This is a genomic window from Streptomyces sp. NPDC059455 (assembly GCF_042750115.1).
GTDB lineage: Bacteria > Actinomycetota > Actinomycetes > Streptomycetales > Streptomycetaceae > Streptomyces > Streptomyces endocoffeicus.
The window spans coordinates 1-15100 of the sequence record NZ_JBHYVB010000039.1; the positions used below are offsets into that span (position 1 = coordinate 1).

Consider the following 15100-nt stretch of genomic DNA (forward strand, 5'->3'; position numbering starts at 1 on the left):
CCGCCCGGCCGCCCGCGGCCGGCGGGGGGCGGGGGGCGCCCGCGCGCCTGCCGGGAGGGTGTTGACCCGCCGTTCCATGGCTGGCTAACTTCACCGCACGGATCATCGTTTCCGTACAGCGGAAATGGCTGGAAGGGCGGCGAACGGACATGGAGCCTCAGGAGACGGTGCGGACCAGTCTGACCGGTGCCGTACGGGCGTCCATCGCCGACTCCCTCGCCGCCGTCGACGCCGATCTCGCCCGCCGCTACCCCGGCGACCCGGGCACCCGCCAGCCCGTCCACACCGTCTACGTCCCCGCCGACCTCTTCACCGCCGGTACCGTGCGCGACTGGGGCGACCAGGCGCTGGCGGCCCTCGACCGGCACGCCCCCGACGCCGCCTCCTTCGCCGCCGTCCTCGGCCTCCCCGACGAACTCGCCGAGCCCGTCCACACCCGGGTGCGGGCCAAGCTGGAGCGCGAGCCCGTGGAGGACCTGCGGATCGACTTCGAGGACGGCTACGGCCCCCGCCCCGACGCCGAGGAGGACGCCGCGGCCGCCCGCGCCGCCTCGCTCGTAGCGGCCGCCCGCGCCGACGGCACCGCGCCGCCCTATGCGGGCATCCGCATGAAATGCCTGGAGGCCGCCGTACGCGACCGCGGCATCCGCACCCTCGACATCTTCCTCACCGGGCTGATGGCGGCCGGAGGGCTGCCGGACGGCCTGGTGCTCACCCTCCCCAAGGTGACGTACGCCGAGCAGGTCACCGCGATGGCCCGGCTGTGCGAGGAGTTCGAGAAGGCGCACGGGCTCGCCCCCGGCCGTATCGGCTTCGAGATCCAGATCGAGACCACCCAGGCCATCCTCGGCCCCGACGGCCGCGCCACCGTCGCCCGGATGATCGACGCCGCCGAGGGGCGGGTCACCGGACTGCACTACGGCACCTTCGACTACAGCGCCTCCTGTGGCGTCGGCGCCGCCCATCAGTCCATGGACCACCCCGTGGCCGACCACGCCAAGGCCGTCATGCAGGTCGCCGCCGCGGGCACCGGCGTACGGCTCTCCGACGGCTCCACCAACGTGCTGCCGGTCGGCCCCACCGAGCGGGTCCACGACGCCTGGCGGCTCCACCACCGCCTGGTCCGGCGGTCGTTGGCGCGCGCGTACTACCAGGGCTGGGACATGCACCCCGGCCATCTCCCGACCCGCTACGCCGCCGTCTACGCGTTCTACCGCGAGGGCCTGGAGGCGGCGGCGGAACGGCTCGCCGCGTATGTGGACCGTACGGCCGGAGGCAGCGGCATCGCCGACGAACCGGCCACCGCGAAGGCGCTCAGCGGCCATCTGGTGCGCGGGCTGGACTGCGGGGCGCTCGACGGCGCCGAGGTCGAGCGGCTGACCGGGCTCGGCCGCGCCGAACTCGACGCGCTGGCGGGCCGCGCCGCCCCGGCCGCCTCCTGACCGACCCCGGAACACCGGATCCGCAGGAACCCACAGACCGGCCCGTCCCGCCGGGCTGATCCGCTTGGCCATATCCGCTCACCCGCACGTGTCACCCGGGATGCGGCCCCGCCGCTGAAGGCGGGAGATGGGTGTCATGGCCAGAAGCGCCGTGTCGGCCCTGCTGATCCTGCTCGGTTGCCTCCTCGTACCGGTGTCCGTGCTGACGGTCTGGGTCCATGACATCGTCCTGGACACCGACCGCTATGTGGCGACCGTCGCCCCGCTCGCGAAGGACCCGGCGATCCAGGACACCGCCGTGGAACAGGTCAGCCAGGCCGTCGACATCCGCCACAACAGCCAAGAGATCACCGCCGACATCGCCTCCTGGCTGCGCGCCCACGGCCTCCCGGAGCGGGCCGCCGACACCATCGAGGGGCTGGCCCCGCAGCTGGACTCGGCCCTGGACCAGGCGGTGCGGAAGGTGGCCGCCCACATCGTCCGCAGCGAGCAGTTCCCCGCGGTGTGGACCGGCGCCAACCGGGCCGCCCACACCGCCGTCGTGAGCGCCCTCACCGGCAAGGGCGGCGGGCCGGTCGGCGTCGAGGGCCACACCGTCACCCTCAACGTCGGCGCCGCCGTGGAGCGGGTCAGACAGCAGCTGGTGGACGCCGGGCTCCCCGCGGTGACCGGCGTCCCCGACATCCACCAGCGGCTCGTCCTCTTCCACTCCGACCGGCTCGACACCATCCGACGGTCGGCGCGCCTGCTCGACCTGGCCGGGAACTGGCTGCCCGCGCTGACCGTGACCCTCGGCGGTACGGGAGTGCTGCTCGCCCGCCGGCGCCGCCGGGCGCTCGCCCGCGCGGCCCTGGGCACCGCGCTCACCTCCCTCGCCCTGGCGCTGGTCCTCGTGGTGGGCCGCCGCTACTACCTCGACCATGTGCCGACGAGCGTGCTGTCCCGGGAGACCGCCTCGGCCCTCTTCAACACGGTGGTGCGCTTCCTGCGGGTCACCGTGCTCACCGTGCTGGTGCTCGGCCTGGTGGTCGCGCTCGGTGCCTATCTGGCAGGCCCGGGGCGGCTGCCGAGCACGGTACGCGGCCGGGCCGAGGTCCTCGCCGACAGCGCGGCCCGCTGGGGCGCGGCCCACGGGATGCGCACCGGCCGGGCCGGCACCTGGACCGCCGACCACCGGCGAGGACTGACGACGACGGCCCTGCTGGTGCCGGTCGCGGTGTTCGCCCTGTGGAACCACCCCACCGTGCTCACGGTGCTCTTCCTGGTGCTGATCCTGCTGGCCGCCCTCGCCGTGATCGCCCTTCTGGCCGCCACGGGCCGCATGGGCGCACCCGGCCGGGGCGGTTGAAGCCGGGTTCTCCGCCCCACAGGCCGTCAGCCGGGGCCGCCCAGAGGCGGCCGTCAGGGGGCCAGGATGAGCACGATGAAGATCAGGCACGCGGCGACATTGACCACCCAGCTATGGGTGGTGAGCCACTCCCGGAGCCGGGGCATCGCATGCCGCGCCCGATCGCCGAGAAGGAGGTAGAACAGCAGCGGCAGCGCCGCGATCAGCACAGTGGCGGCGACGAACGGCAGCGCCGCCGTCCAATCCGCGTCATGCTGCTCCAGATTCGCCCCCACGGTCAGCATGACCGCGATGTCGGACGGCATGAGCAGGATGATCAGAAAGCCGGTCGTGAGCGCCTTACGGGGGCCGACTTCCATCAGCGAGCCCAGCCACTTCGGCAGTTCGACCGTCCGCCGCTTCACCACGTTCTTCACGGCGACCAGCGCCAGCAGCCCCACCAGCACCAGCTGGACGATGACCGCCGCCACACCCCGATCGGACGAGTTGCCCGGTGCGATCGCCTGCCCCAGCAGCGCGAAGATCCCCCGGGCCAGGGCGACTCCCACCGCCGTGGCGATCGCCACCCCCAGCAGAAACGCCAGGCACACCCGCACCGGCCGCGCCGTGGTCACCAGGACGACGGCGGCCACGATCTGCGGCCCCGCCATCATGGTGACGGCCAGAGGAAGAACCTGGAGCTCCATGGCCCACCCGCCCTTCCGGCCTCCGCCGCGTGGTGACGCCCCGCCTTCCCATTGGTACGCACCGCTGGCCCTCATGGCATCCGCTGCTGCGCCGACCGGGGACCGCCGTAAGCTGAAGATGTGGGCCTTGGTGGGGCCCTGGCGGCCCCGCCGGGCGTGTCCGACGGGAGGCAGACGATGGACTATCCACTGCTGAATGTTTTTCTGACCACGATGTGGGTCTTTCTGTGGATCCTGTGGCTGTTTCTGTTGTTCCGCGTGTTCGCCGATCTCTTCCGCGACGACTCGCTGAACGGATGGGCCAAGGCGGGCTGGACCGTCTTCGTCCTGGTGCTGCCCTTCCTCGGCGTCCTCGTGTACCTGGTGGCACGTGGCCGCGAGATGGGCATGCGTGAGATGAAGCGGGCCGAGAAGGCGGAGGCGGACTTCCGGGAGTTCGTGCGGACGACCGCCACCACGGGCCACGCGGAGGAGCTCGCGCACCTCGTGGAGCTCAAGAATCACGGCGACCTCACGCCCGAGGAGTACGAGCGCGCCAAGGCCAAGGTGCTCGCCGCCTGAGAGGTCGTGGAACGGACCGGCGTGGGCGGGGTGGGTGCGTGGTTCAGCGTGTGCCCACATGGGTGCCGAGGAACTTCCGCATCATGGGGACCACCTCGTCCAGGCCGGTTTCGAGGAGGAAGTGGCCGCCGTCCCGGAGGTGCGTCTCGGCCTTCGGGTTGTCGCGGGCGAAGGCGCGGGCGCCGTCGGGGCCGAAGATGGGGTCGTCACGGCCCCATACGGCGAGCAGGGGCGGCTGGTGGGCGCGGAAGTACTCGTGCACCCGGCGGTACAGGGGGCTGTTGGTGGCGTAGTCCCGGAAGAGCTTGAGCTGGATCAGGTCATTGCCGGGGCGGGACACCTGCTGGAAGTCGTGGTGCCAGGCGTCGGGGCTGACCAGGCTCTCGTCGGGAGCGCCGGTGACGTACTGCCACTTGATCAGGTCCAGGGAGAGGGCCTGGCGGATGGCCTCCTCGTGCTTCGGGCTCTGATCCTCCTGATAGGCCCATACGGGCCGCCAGAAGTCCTCGACGAAGCCCTCGTCGTAGGCGTTGCCGTTCTGCGTCACGATCGCGGTGACCGCTTCGGGGGCGCGCAGGGCCAGGCGCCAGCCGATGGGCGCGCCGTAGTCCTGGACGTAGAGGGCGTAACGGTCGAGGCCGAGGTGGTCGAGGAGACCGGCGGTGAGGTCGGTGAGGGCGTCGAAGGTGTAGTCGAACTCGTCGACGCCGGGGGCGTCCGAGAAGCCGAAGCCCAGGTGGTCGGGGGCGATGAGGTGGTAGCCGTCCGCCAGGCGCGGCATGAGGTCGCGGAACATGAACGAGCTGGTGGGGAAGCCGTGCAGGAGGACGAGCGCGGGCGCGTCCGCGGGACCGGCCTCGCGGTAGAACAGCCGTCGGCCCTGGATGTCCGCGAACCGGTGGTGCACCTGTGACATGGCCTCTGTGCCTTTCGAGCCTGGTCCCTGGTCCCCTGGGGGCCTTGGGTCCACGGGTCCACGGGTCCTCGGGTCCTGGTGGTCAGTGCCGGTCAGTACGGTCAGTACCGCACCGCCGTGCCCACGTTCGCCGTGATGCGGCCGGTGAGCTTGCGGTGGCTGCGGGCGGTGGCCGGGGTGGGCTGGTTCGGGGGCACCTTGGACAGGCGTAGGACGACGGCGTCCACCAAGTCCCCGCTCGCGTCGCGGAAGTTGACCTCGATGGCGTAGCCGGCCGGGTGCTTGCTCCCGTTGGTCACGGTCAGCGGTGCCACGGCCCGTCCCGCGCCGTCGCGGCTCACCCGGCCGACCTTCACCTCGCGCTTGGCCGGGGAGCCGCCCTTGATCTTGTCCAGCTCGGCCTGGGCCGACGCCCTCGCGGACGCGATGGCGGCGGAGGCCCGGGACACTTCGGAGGACGGGGTGCCCCCGTCCTCCGAACAGCCGACGGCGGCCGGCGCCAGCACGGCCATGAGGCTCACCGCGCAGATCGTCCGCGTTCGGCGCCCGCTCATCGCGTCTCCCTCGTTCCGTCGGACGGGCCCCGGGCCCTCCGCCTCCACCCTCGGGGGAGTGGGAGACCGAGGCAACCGGAACGGGGCCGTTCAGGCGTTCGGAGGAAACGGGCCGTTCGGGGAGAGGGCGCTCAGGATGTCGGGGGCGGGGGCAGCTCGCCCGAGCCGCGCGGGATCAGCCGGGTCGGCAGGACGAGCCGCCGGGGATCCCCGCCCGCGCCGTCGAGGCGGCGGAAGAGCAGATCGGCGGCGGTGCGGCCGAGCTGGGCCGAGTCCTGGGCTATGACGGTGATCCCGGGGGAGAGCAGATCGGCGAGCTCGAAGTCGTCAAAGCCGATGAGGGCCACCGGCGTGGCGGGCGCGGGGCGCTCGGCCAGGACCCGTACGACCGTGACGGTGACCCGGTTGTTGCCCGCGAAGAGCGCGGTGACCGGCTCGGCGGCGTCCAGCATCGCGGTGGCCGCGGCCCGGACCCGCTCCGGGTCGGTGGGGCCGAGCGAGACCCAGGCGTCATGGACCGGCAGCCCGGCCTCGCTCATCGCCGCGTGATAGCCGCGCAGCCGCTCGGTGGCGGTGTGGATGCCCGGCAGGTCGCCAAGGAAGCCGATCCGGCGGTGGCCGTGGGCGATCAGATGGGCGACGGCGTCGTGGGAACCGCCGAAGCTGTCGGCGAGCACGGCGTCGGCGTCGATGCGCCCCGCGGGCCGGTCGACGAAGACGGTGGCGACCCCGGCCGCTATCTCGGGCGCCAGATAGCGGTGGTCATGGCCGGCCGGGATGATGACGAGGCCGTCGACCCGGCGCGCGCACAGCGCGAGCACCAGCTCCTGCTCCCGCTCGGGGTCCTCCGCGCTGGACCCGTTGATCAGCAGCGCGCCATGGGCGCGGGCGACCTCCTCGACCGCGCGGCTCAGCGGACCGTAGAAAGGGTCGGCCAGATCCTCCAGCACCAGTCCGATGCTCGCCGTACGGCCCTTGCGCAGAATGCGGGCGCTGTCGTTGCGGCGGAAGCCGAGCGCGGTGATGGCCTCCTGGACGCGGCGCTCGGTGTCGGGGGTGACGCCAGGCTCGCCGTTGACCACTCTGGAGACGGTCTTGAGGCCGACCCCGGCCCGTGCGGCCACATCCTTCATAGTGGGCCGGGTGCCGTAACGGCGTGTGGGGGTGCGGCTGGCGGTGCCCGGGGCGGTGTCGGTCACAGTGCGCTCGTCCCGTCGCTGGTCGTCGTGGGGGAAGGAGTGACGAGCATAGCCCCTGGACAACGTTGTCAGCGCCGGGAAGACTATTGCCGCACGCCGAACACGTCCATGCCCACCAGCATGCCCACCAGGAGAGTCGACACCTATGCCACGTGACCTCATCGCCGCACTGGACATCGGCGGGACCAAGATCGCGGGCGCCCTGGTGGACGGGAGCGGAAAGCTGGTCGTACGGACCCGCCGCGCCACCCGCGCGCAGGAGGACGGCGCCACGGTGATGCGGCAGGTCACCGCCGTGCTCGAGGAGCTCGCGGCCACCGCGCACTGGTCGCGGGTCGCCGCCGTCGGCATCGGCAGCGCGGGCCCGGTGGACGCCTCAGTGGGCACCGTCAGCCCCGTCAACATCCCCGGCTGGCGTGACTTCCCGCTGGTCGCCGGGGTCCGGGAGACCACCGGCGCACTGCCGCTGTCACTGGTCGGCGACGGGCCGGCGATGACGGCCGCCGAACACTGGCAGGGCGCGGCGCGCGGCCGTAAGAGCGCGCTGTGCATGGTGGTCTCCACCGGCGTGGGCGGCGGGCTGGTCCTGGGCGGCCGGCTGCACCCGGGCCCGACCGGAAACGCCGGGCACATCGGCCACATCAGCGTGGAGCTGAACGGCGACCCGTGCCCCTGTGGCGGACGCGGCTGCGTGGAGCGGATCGCCAGCGGCCCCAACATCGCCCGCCGCGCCCTGGACGGCGGCTGGCGCCCGGGGCCGGACGGCGACACCAGCGCCGAGGCCGTCGCCGCCTCGGCGCGGGCCGGAGACCCCGTCGCGCGGGCCTCCTTCGAACGGGCCGCCCAGGCCCTGGCCGCCGGGATCGCCGCGACCGCCGCGCTCGTCGAAATTGAGGTGGCGGTCGTCGGCGGCGGCGTGGCGGGCGCCGGGGACGTGCTCTTCGCGCCCCTGCGGCGCGCCCTGCGCCACTACGCGACCCTGTCGTTCGTCCAGGGCCTGGAGGTCGTCCCGGCGCAGATGGGCACCGACGCCGGGCTGGTGGGCGCGGCCGCCGCGGCGGCGCAGGAGGCGCGGCTGGAGGGGTTCGGCCCGGTGGCGGAGACATCTCCCACCGGCGACTGAGCCCCGCTCCTTCACCGTTTGACCATGACCCGCTGTCACCGTCTGCCCCTAAGCTGTTCGCCCTGAGCCCGGCAGTGGCCGGGCGGGACCGAGGAGCGCGCGAGGGGAGGCGGCCCGGTGGCACCGGCGGACATGGGCGGCGATCTGGCCGGGCGGCTGCTGGGCGGGCGGTACCGGGTGACGGGCCGCCTCGGCCGGGGCGGCATGGGCGTGGTCTGCAGGGCCGTGGACGCGGTGCTCGGCCGGGAGGTCGCGGTCAAGGTCTTGCGCACCCACACCGACGCGTCCAGCGCCGAGTTGGCCGATCTGCGCACCCGGATGCAGCGGGAGGCGCGGGCGGCGGCCCGGATCCGGCACTCCGGTGTGATCACAGTCCACGACGTGGCCGAGGAGGGCGGGCTGCCGCTCATCGTCATGGAGCTGATCGACGGGCCCTCGCTCGACGATGTGCTCGACGAGCGGGGCACCCTCGACCCCCGGGAGGCCGCGGGGATCGGCGCCGAGGTCGCGGACGCGCTCGGCGCGGCCCATGGTGCCGGGGTGCTGCACCGGGATGTGAAACCCGGCAATGTGCTGCTGGACCGCGAGGGCCGTGTCGTCCTTACGGACTTCGGCATCGCGAGCCTCGAGGCGCCCGAGGACGGCGCGACCACCAAGCTCACCCGCAGCGGCGAGCTGATCGGCTCCCTGGACTATCTCGCACCCGAGCGCGCCCAGGGCCAGGACCCGAGCCCGGCCTCGGACATCTGGGCGCTGGGGATGACGCTGTACGCGGCGGTGGAGGGCTCGTCGCCGTTCCGCCGCACCTCCGTATGGTCCACGCTCACCGCGATCGTCAACGAGCCGCTGCCCGAGCCCCGGCTGGCCGGGCCGCTGGCGCCCGTGCTGCACGCGCTGATGGACAAGGATCCGCGGGGGCGGCCGTCCGCCGCCGAGGCGCGCCGGATGCTGGCGGAGGTGGCGGCGGGGGAGACGCCGCGCGGCGCGGCCGGGCCGCCGTCCGTTCCACTGAGCGGGTCAACCCCCTCCGCCCCGCCTCCGGGCTTCGGCCCGCCGCCCGTGGCGGAGCCACTGGTGAGCGGGGAGCCGGGCGCGGCGGACGGGGCCGGTGCGCGAAGCGCGGGGCGCAGGCGCCGTGGAGCGCTCATCGCGGCCGCGGCCGCCACCGTCGCGCTCATCGGCGGCGGGCTGACGTACGCACTGGTCGGAGGCGATGACCACACCACGGAGTCGGGGCGGACGAAGGATCCGCCGAGCGAAGCGGGCCGGGGGAAGACCGCCGCACCGGGCGGCGGTAAGGCGAGCGCCACGGCCGGGCAGGGCAGCACCGAGTCGGATGACACGGCCTCACCCACTCGGGACGGCGGGAAGGGCGACCCGAGCGGCCCGGCGGCGTCATCGGCCCCGCCCTCGGGCGCCGCGCCCGTCTGCCATGGCGGCGACGGCGGGCGGTACGACTGCGAGGTGTGGCGCGACGCCACCTCCTACACCCACGGCGGTGAGCCGGTCGGCGCCCTCAAGCACGGCGTGAACTACTTCTACTGCCAGGAGAACCTGGGCCGCCGGGAGACCTATGGCAAGTGGACGAACGTGTGGTGGGCCAGGACCGACGACGACAACGGCCATCGGGATGTCTACGTGAGCGTCGTCTACGTCAAGGGCGGCGACAATGACGCGCCCCTTCCCGGGCGGCCCGAGTGCTGAGCCCGGGACGGCCGCGGGAAGGGGCGGATCTCAGCGGTGGATCTCAACGGTGGATCTCGGCGCGGCCGAGACGTCTCAACGTGGTGGTCTCAGCGAGGTCTCAGCAGGTGAAGGCCGCGTCGGCCCAGTCCCCGTGGTCGCTGGTGACCCCGTCCCCGCCGTCGGTGACGACCAGCCGGACCGTCTTCGCCCCGCCGATGGCGGCGTCGAGGGCGGTGGCCGGATCGGCGTTGGTCAGCGTCTTCGACGATGCCACCTTGGCGTCGTCCGCCCAGACCTCGAAGCCGACCGTCCCGGCGGTGCCCTCCTCGTCGTCCACGCCGACCTGCGCGGTGAAGCGCGAGCACCGGCCCCCGGTGTAGTACGTGACCTCACTCGGCGCGTGCACGCCCAGGCCCTTGTCGTATGTGGTGCCGCCGAGGGTGAGCGGATGGCCGTCACCCGCCTCGTTCTCGCCGACGCTGGTGTTCTTCTCCACCGGGCCCCAGCCGTTGAGCGCGCTCAGCCAGGGCAGATCGCTGGCGTACGAGCCGCCGGAGGGCGGTGCGACCACCACATGGACCGCCGAGACCAGCCGGGCGGTCGCCTTGTCGCCTCCCGGTGAGCGGTAGTCGGCGCTGACCGTCAGGTCGTACGCACCGGGCGTGGCCCCGGTGGGCGCGGTCACCTGCCAGCGTGTGGCCAGCTTCGAGCCGGTGGGCAGCGAGGCGGCCCGGGTCGGGGAGGTGGCCTTGATCCGCCAGCCGTCGGGGCCGGTGAGCCGGACCGAGACCTGCTGGGCCGGGGTGCGGCCGAGGTCGGTGAGCGTGGTGTCGACCTGGGCCATGGCCCCGGCCTCGGCCAGCGCCGTGCCGTCGAGGCCGAGTTCGGCGGCGGGCGGGTAGGAGGCCCAGCGAGTGTCGGCCGAGGCCCGGTAGAGCACGGTGCCATGGGCCGGGACGGTGGCCGAGATGGCTCCGGCGGTGTTGTAGTCCTTGTGCGCCCACAGGTCGCGCAGCCGGTACGCGGTCGCCCGGGGCAGCCCGACCCCGGTCGCCGTGGTGGCGATGTGCTGCGGCCGGTCGGTCTCGTTGAACAGCGCGACGGCACGGCTGCCGTCCGCCATCTCCTTGGCGACGACCCAGCGCCCGCCCTCGGAGGAGACCACGGTGCCCTGCTTGCCCAGCGGGTCCTGATCGACGGCGATCACCTCGTGATTGCCGAGGATCTCGTAGGTCTCGGCGCTGGCCTTGCGCAGATCGGTGCCGATCAGCAGCGGTGCGGCCATGATCGACCAGAGCGAGAAGTGGCTGCGGTACTCGGTGGCCGTCATCCCGCCGTTGCCGACCTCCAGCATGTCGGGGTCGTTCCAGTGGCCGGGCCCGGCGTACTTCGCGAGTGGCAGGTTCTGCTTGGCGATCGACAGCATGCTGCCCCAGCTGTCGCTGATGTCGCCCGTGGTCCGCCACAGCTGGCCGACTTCCCCAGCCCACTCCCAGGGCTTGTTCTCGCCCCATTCGCAGATGCTGTAGACGATGGGGCGGCCGGTGGTCTCGGTCGCGGCCTTCAGGGCGTCGCGCATGGTGCGGTAGCGCTGCTTGGCGTCGACACCCTGGTTATTGCAGTTGTCGTACTTGAGGTAGTCGATGCCCCAGTCGGCGAACTGCTGGGCGTCGGACTTCTCATGGCCGAGCCCCCCGGGGAAGCCGGCGCTGTTGCAGGTCTTGGTGCCCGCGCTGGTGTAGATGCCGATCTTCAGTCCCTTGGCGTGGACATAGTCGGCGACGGCCTTGATGCCGTTCGGGAAGCGGACCGGGTCGGGCACCAGCTTGCCGTTGGCATCGCGCTGCGGCAGCGCCCAGCAGTCGTCGAGGTTGACGTACTGGTATCCGGCGTCCTTCAGTCCCTTGGCCACGAAGATGTCGGCGATGCCCTTGACCATCGACTCGTTGAACTCCGCGCGGCAGTGGGTGGAGTTCCAGTTGTTGAAGCCCATCGGAGGGGTGAGGGCGAGCCCGTCACCGGGCGCGGCGCCCGGGTCGGAGGCCGGTGTGGTGACCTCGGCGGGGTGCGCGGGCTGGGCGACGGCCGGGAGGGCCAGGCCGACCGTGGCCAGCAGACCGGCGCTCAGTGCTCCGATGACTCTTCGTCTCGCGGGTCGAAAACAGCGGTGGCGCACGATGCGGGTCCTCCGTTCTCAACGGGGGTAACGCAGTGTCATAGCTGCGTCACATGCGAGCGTTTACGGTAGACCCTGTTGGAGTCTGTTGGAAGAGATGCGATAACAGTTGTTCGATATCTCGTCAAAACCCTTGACGATCCGCCTGGCCGCCGGGTGAGATCCCCTCACTCGCGTTCGGTTGTGTTTGATTGAACCTCTGTGGAGGGGCACATGGCACCGTCATCGTCAGGACATCGGATCTCCCGCCGTGCGCTACTACGAGGCACCGCGGCCGGAGCCGGCGCGGTAGCCCTTCCTACGCTGCTGACCGCCTGCGGTGGTCCGGGCAACGAAGTGAAGATCGGCTCCAATGCCTCCGACGCCGTGCCCCGCAAGGCGTTCGCCGAGGTGTTCGACGCGTACGAGAAGAAGTCGGACAAGAAGGTCAAGGTCAACACCGTCAACCACGAGGCCTTCCAGGAGGGCATCAACCGCTATCTGAAGGGCACCCCCGACGACGTCTTCATGTGGTTCGCCGGGTACCGCATGCAGTTCTTCGCCGAACAGGGGCAGCTCGCCGAGATCAGCGACCTCTGGAAGGGCTTCGACGGCTTCTCGGACGCGCTCAAGGCGCAGTCCACCGGCAAGGACGGCAAGCAGTACCTCGTGCCGTACTACTACTACCCCTGGGCCGTCTTCTACCGGAAGAGCGTCTTCGCCCAGCACGGCTACGAGGTTCCGAAGACCTTCGACGAGTTCCGGGCGCTCGCCAAGCGGATGGACAAGGACGGCCTCGACGCCATCGCCTTCGGCGACAAGGACGGCTGGCCCGCCATGGGGACCTTCGACTATCTCAATATGCGGGCCAACGGCTACGACTTCCATATCTCCCTCATGGGCGGCAAGGAGTCCTGGACCGATCCCAAGGTCAAAAACGTCTTCGACCTGTGGCGCGGACTGATGCCGTACCACCAGAAGGGCGCCAACGGGCGGACCTGGCAGGAGGCCGCCCAGAGCCTGGCGCAGAAGAAGTCCGGTATGGCGGTCTTCGGACTGCCCCACCCCGGGCAGCAGTTCTCCGCCGCCGACCGCGATGATCTGGACTTCTTCCCCTTCCCCGAGATCGACTCCGCCTACGGGCAGGACGCGGTGGAAGCGCCCATCGACGGCTTTCTGCTGGCGAAGAAGTCCAAGCGGCAGAAGGAGGGCAAGGAGCTGATGAAGTACCTCGCCACCCCCGCCGCCGAGGAGATCTACCTGAAGCGGGACCCGAACAACATCGCCGTCAACGACAAGGCGTCCACCTCGTCGTACAACGCGCTGCAGAAGAAGGCCGTGGACCTCGTCTCGAATGCCAAGCAGATATCGCAGTTCATGGACCGCGACACCCGGCCGGACTTCGCGTCCCAGGTGATGATCCGGGCCATTCAGCAGTTCATCAACAAGCCGAACGACATCGATACCCTCACCAAGGACATCGAGTCCCAGAAGAAGACCATCTTCGCCAGCGACTAGGAGATTCGCGCCGTGCCGCTCACGACCGCGCGGCGTGCCAAACGGCGGGGTCCGCGGAGATTCACCTCCCGCGACCTCGCCGTCATCGGCGTGCTGCTGGGCATACCCATCCTGCTCGACCTGGCCCTGATCTGGGGCCCGACCCTCGCCTCCATCGGCCTGTCCTTCACCAGCTGGGACGGCATCGGCGATATCCACTGGGTGGGCATCGACAACTACAAGACCCTCTTCACGGACTATCCGCCGTTCTGGCCCGCGGTCCGCAACAATCTGCTCTGGGTGGCCTTTCTCGGCTTGGTCGCGACCCCCTTCGGGCTGCTGCTGGCCGTACTGCTGGACAAGGGTGTCCGGTTCAGCCGCTTCTACCAGTCCACCCTCTATATGCCGGTGGTGCTCTCGCTCGCCATCGTCGGCTTCATCGCACAGCTGGTCTTCTCCCGTGACCAGGGTGCGCTGAACGCGATCCTCGCCAACAAGAACGACCCGGTGGACTGGCTCGGAGACCCGGACCTCAATATCTGGATGGTGCTGCTGGCGGCAGCCTGGCGGCACACCGGGTATGTGATGATCCTCTATCTGGCCGGGCTGAAATCCGTCGATCCCTCGCTCAAGGAAGCGGCCGCGATCGACGGCGCAAGCGAGACCCAGACCTTCTTCCGGGTGGTGCTGCCCACCCTGCGGCCGGTCAATATCATCGTCGGCGTCATCACCGTGATCGAGGCATTGCGCGCCTTCGACATCGTCTACGCCATCAACCACGGCCGTAACGGGCTCGAACTGCTCTCGGTGCTGGTCACCGACAACATCATCGGCGAGGCCAGCCGGATCGGATTCGGCTCCGCGATCGCCGTCGTCCTGCTGACCGTGTCCCTGGGATTCATCGTGACCTATCTGGTCCAGGAGCTGCGAGGGGGGAAGAAGGGATGACCGTCACCACTCCGCCCGCCCCCGTACGGACCGTGACCCCGGTGACCGGCACCGCCAAGCGCCGGGTGACCCCTGGCCGGCTCGGGCTGCACGCCTTTTTGATGGTCGTGTCGCTCGCCTTCCTCGCCCCGCTGCTGCTCGCCATCTACGCCTCGCTGCGGCCGTACGAGGAGACCGCGAAATACGGCTATTTCTCGCTGCCGCGCCATCTGTCGTTCGACTACTACGCCAAGGCGTTCAACGACTCCGGGATGGGCAAGTACTTCGTCAACTCGCTCATCATCGCGGTGCCCGGGGTGCTGTTGACGCTGTTTCTCGCCTCGTTCGTCGCCTTCTGTGTGACCCGGTTGAGAATACGCGGCGGGCTGGTGCTGCTGATGGTGTTCACGGCGGGCAATCTGCTGCCGCAGCAGGTCATCGTCACCCCGCTCTATGTGCTCTTCACCAAGATCGATCTGCCCTATTGGATGTCGGACTCGATGACGATGTACGACTCCTACTGGGCCGTGCTCGCCGTTCAGGTCGCCTTCCAGGTGGGATTCTGCGTCTTCGTCCTCGCCAACTTCATGCGCACCATTCCCGATGAGATCGTGGAGGCGGCGCGGGTGGACGGGGCGGGGGTCTGGACGCAGTACTGGAACATCACGCTTCCGCTGTGCCGGCCCGCGCTGGCGGCGCTCGCCACCCTGCAATTCACCTGGATGTACAACGACTTCCTCTGGGCGCTGGTCTTCATCTCCGATGGTGACAAGCTGCCCATCACCTCCGCGCTCAACAATCTGCGCGGCCAGTTCTTCACCGACTACAACCTGCTCGCGGCGGGGTCGGTGATCGTGGCGCTTCCCACGGTGCTGGTCTTCCTGCTGTTGCAGCGCCACTTCATCGCCGGACTCACCCTCGGCGCCAGCAAGGGGTGATACGACAGAGGTCACTGTGGCTCATGTGGCCACGGTGACCCCTGTGGCACAAGGGCCACACGATCCCC

The 15100-nt window shown here is 70.8% G+C and carries 13 protein-coding genes; 8 read left to right on the forward strand and 5 right to left on the reverse strand.

Annotated features, from left to right (window positions below):
• The first annotated feature begins 149 nt into the window (after positions 1–149).
• Positions 150–1442: a DUF6986 family protein gene (locus tag ACFXB5_RS16435; RefSeq protein WP_385207922.1), complete on the forward strand. Its 1293-nt coding sequence runs from the start codon at positions 150–152 to the stop codon at positions 1440–1442.
• Between the two features lie 136 nt (positions 1443–1578).
• Positions 1579–2790: a hypothetical protein gene (locus ACFXB5_RS16440; protein WP_385207925.1), complete on the forward strand. Its 1212-nt coding sequence runs from the start codon at positions 1579–1581 to the stop codon at positions 2788–2790.
• Between the two features lie 53 nt (positions 2791–2843).
• Here the strand turns inward: ACFXB5_RS16440 and ACFXB5_RS16445 are convergent, their stop codons facing one another.
• Complete coding sequence (locus tag ACFXB5_RS16445) at positions 2844–3476, reverse strand: GAP family protein (RefSeq protein ID WP_385207928.1); 633 nt, start codon at positions 3474–3476, stop codon at positions 2844–2846.
• A 177-nt stretch (positions 3477–3653) separates the two neighbouring features.
• Here ACFXB5_RS16445 and ACFXB5_RS16450 point away from each other — a divergent pair, with 177 nt between their 5' ends.
• Entirely contained in the window at positions 3654–4037 is a 384-nt protein-coding gene (locus ACFXB5_RS16450; protein WP_385207929.1) for an SHOCT domain-containing protein, read from the forward strand.
• Positions 4038–4080: 43 nt separating this feature from the next.
• Here ACFXB5_RS16450 and ACFXB5_RS16455 read toward each other — a convergent pair whose 3' ends face one another.
• From ACFXB5_RS16455 to ACFXB5_RS16465, 3 genes are all read right to left on the reverse strand, one after another.
• The gene (locus ACFXB5_RS16455) at positions 4081–4953 is read right to left on the reverse strand and encodes an alpha/beta fold hydrolase (RefSeq protein WP_385207931.1); all 873 of its coding nucleotides are present in this window, start codon (positions 4951–4953) and stop codon (positions 4081–4083) included.
• A gap of 101 nt (positions 4954–5054) precedes the next feature.
• The gene (locus tag ACFXB5_RS16460; protein ID WP_385207934.1) at positions 5055–5507 is read right to left on the reverse strand and encodes a hypothetical protein; all 453 of its coding nucleotides are present in this window, start codon (positions 5505–5507) and stop codon (positions 5055–5057) included.
• A 131-nt stretch (positions 5508–5638) separates the two neighbouring features.
• Positions 5639–6706 (reverse strand): LacI family DNA-binding transcriptional regulator, encoded by a 1068-nt coding sequence (locus ACFXB5_RS16465; protein WP_385207936.1) that lies wholly within the window; start codon positions 6704–6706, stop codon positions 5639–5641.
• Positions 6707–6851: 145 nt separating this feature from the next.
• On the opposite strand from ACFXB5_RS16465, the gene ACFXB5_RS16470 reads away from it, so the two are divergent.
• Positions 6852–7829, forward strand: coding sequence for an ROK family protein (locus ACFXB5_RS16470; RefSeq protein ID WP_385207939.1), 978 nt, complete (start codon positions 6852–6854; stop codon positions 7827–7829).
• Positions 7830–7961: 132 nt separating this feature from the next.
• Positions 7962–9533, forward strand: a complete 1572-nt coding sequence (locus ACFXB5_RS16475) for a serine/threonine-protein kinase (RefSeq protein ID WP_385208046.1) — start codon at positions 7962–7964, stop codon at positions 9531–9533.
• A gap of 100 nt (positions 9534–9633) precedes the next feature.
• On the opposite strand, the gene ACFXB5_RS16480 is transcribed toward ACFXB5_RS16475, so the two are convergent.
• The gene (locus tag ACFXB5_RS16480) at positions 9634–11691 is read right to left on the reverse strand and encodes an NPCBM/NEW2 domain-containing protein (protein WP_385207942.1); all 2058 of its coding nucleotides are present in this window, start codon (positions 11689–11691) and stop codon (positions 9634–9636) included.
• 213 nt (positions 11692–11904) lie between these two features.
• Here ACFXB5_RS16480 and ACFXB5_RS16485 point away from each other — a divergent pair, with 213 nt between their 5' ends.
• From ACFXB5_RS16485 to ACFXB5_RS16495, 3 genes are read left to right on the forward strand one after another with little or no spacing between them, the layout of a single operon-like run.
• Positions 11905–13188, forward strand: coding sequence for an ABC transporter substrate-binding protein (locus ACFXB5_RS16485; RefSeq protein WP_201855757.1), 1284 nt, complete (start codon positions 11905–11907; stop codon positions 13186–13188).
• Between the two features lie 12 nt (positions 13189–13200).
• Positions 13201–14115, forward strand: a complete 915-nt coding sequence (locus ACFXB5_RS16490) for a carbohydrate ABC transporter permease (protein WP_385207945.1) — start codon at positions 13201–13203, stop codon at positions 14113–14115.
• Positions 14112–15032, forward strand: a complete 921-nt coding sequence (locus ACFXB5_RS16495; RefSeq protein ID WP_385207948.1) for a carbohydrate ABC transporter permease — start codon at positions 14112–14114, stop codon at positions 15030–15032. Before ACFXB5_RS16490 ends, ACFXB5_RS16495 begins: the two co-directional genes overlap by 4 nt.
• The last annotated feature ends 68 nt before the right edge of the window (positions 15033–15100 follow it).

Coding starts and splice junctions, on each gene's coding strand:
- ACFXB5_RS16485 (WP_201855757.1), top strand. CDS start 11,905: ATGGCACCGTCATCGTCAGGACATCGGATCTCCCGCCGTGCGCTACTA.
- ACFXB5_RS16495 (WP_385207948.1), top strand. CDS start 14,112: ATGACCGTCACCACTCCGCCCGCCCCCGTACGGACCGTGACCCCGGTG.
- ACFXB5_RS16450 (WP_385207929.1), top strand. CDS start 3,654: ATGGACTATCCACTGCTGAATGTTTTTCTGACCACGATGTGGGTCTTT.
- ACFXB5_RS16445 (WP_385207928.1), bottom strand. CDS start 3,476: ATGGAGCTCCAGGTTCTTCCTCTGGCCGTCACCATGATGGCGGGGCCG.
- ACFXB5_RS16470 (WP_385207939.1), top strand. CDS start 6,852: ATGCCACGTGACCTCATCGCCGCACTGGACATCGGCGGGACCAAGATC.
- ACFXB5_RS16435 (WP_385207922.1), top strand. CDS start 150: ATGGAGCCTCAGGAGACGGTGCGGACCAGTCTGACCGGTGCCGTACGG.
- ACFXB5_RS16440 (WP_385207925.1), top strand. CDS start 1,579: ATGGCCAGAAGCGCCGTGTCGGCCCTGCTGATCCTGCTCGGTTGCCTC.
- ACFXB5_RS16475 (WP_385208046.1), top strand. CDS start 7,962: ATGGGCGGCGATCTGGCCGGGCGGCTGCTGGGCGGGCGGTACCGGGTG.
- ACFXB5_RS16460 (WP_385207934.1), bottom strand. CDS start 5,507: ATGAGCGGGCGCCGAACGCGGACGATCTGCGCGGTGAGCCTCATGGCC.
- ACFXB5_RS16455 (WP_385207931.1), bottom strand. CDS start 4,953: ATGTCACAGGTGCACCACCGGTTCGCGGACATCCAGGGCCGACGGCTG.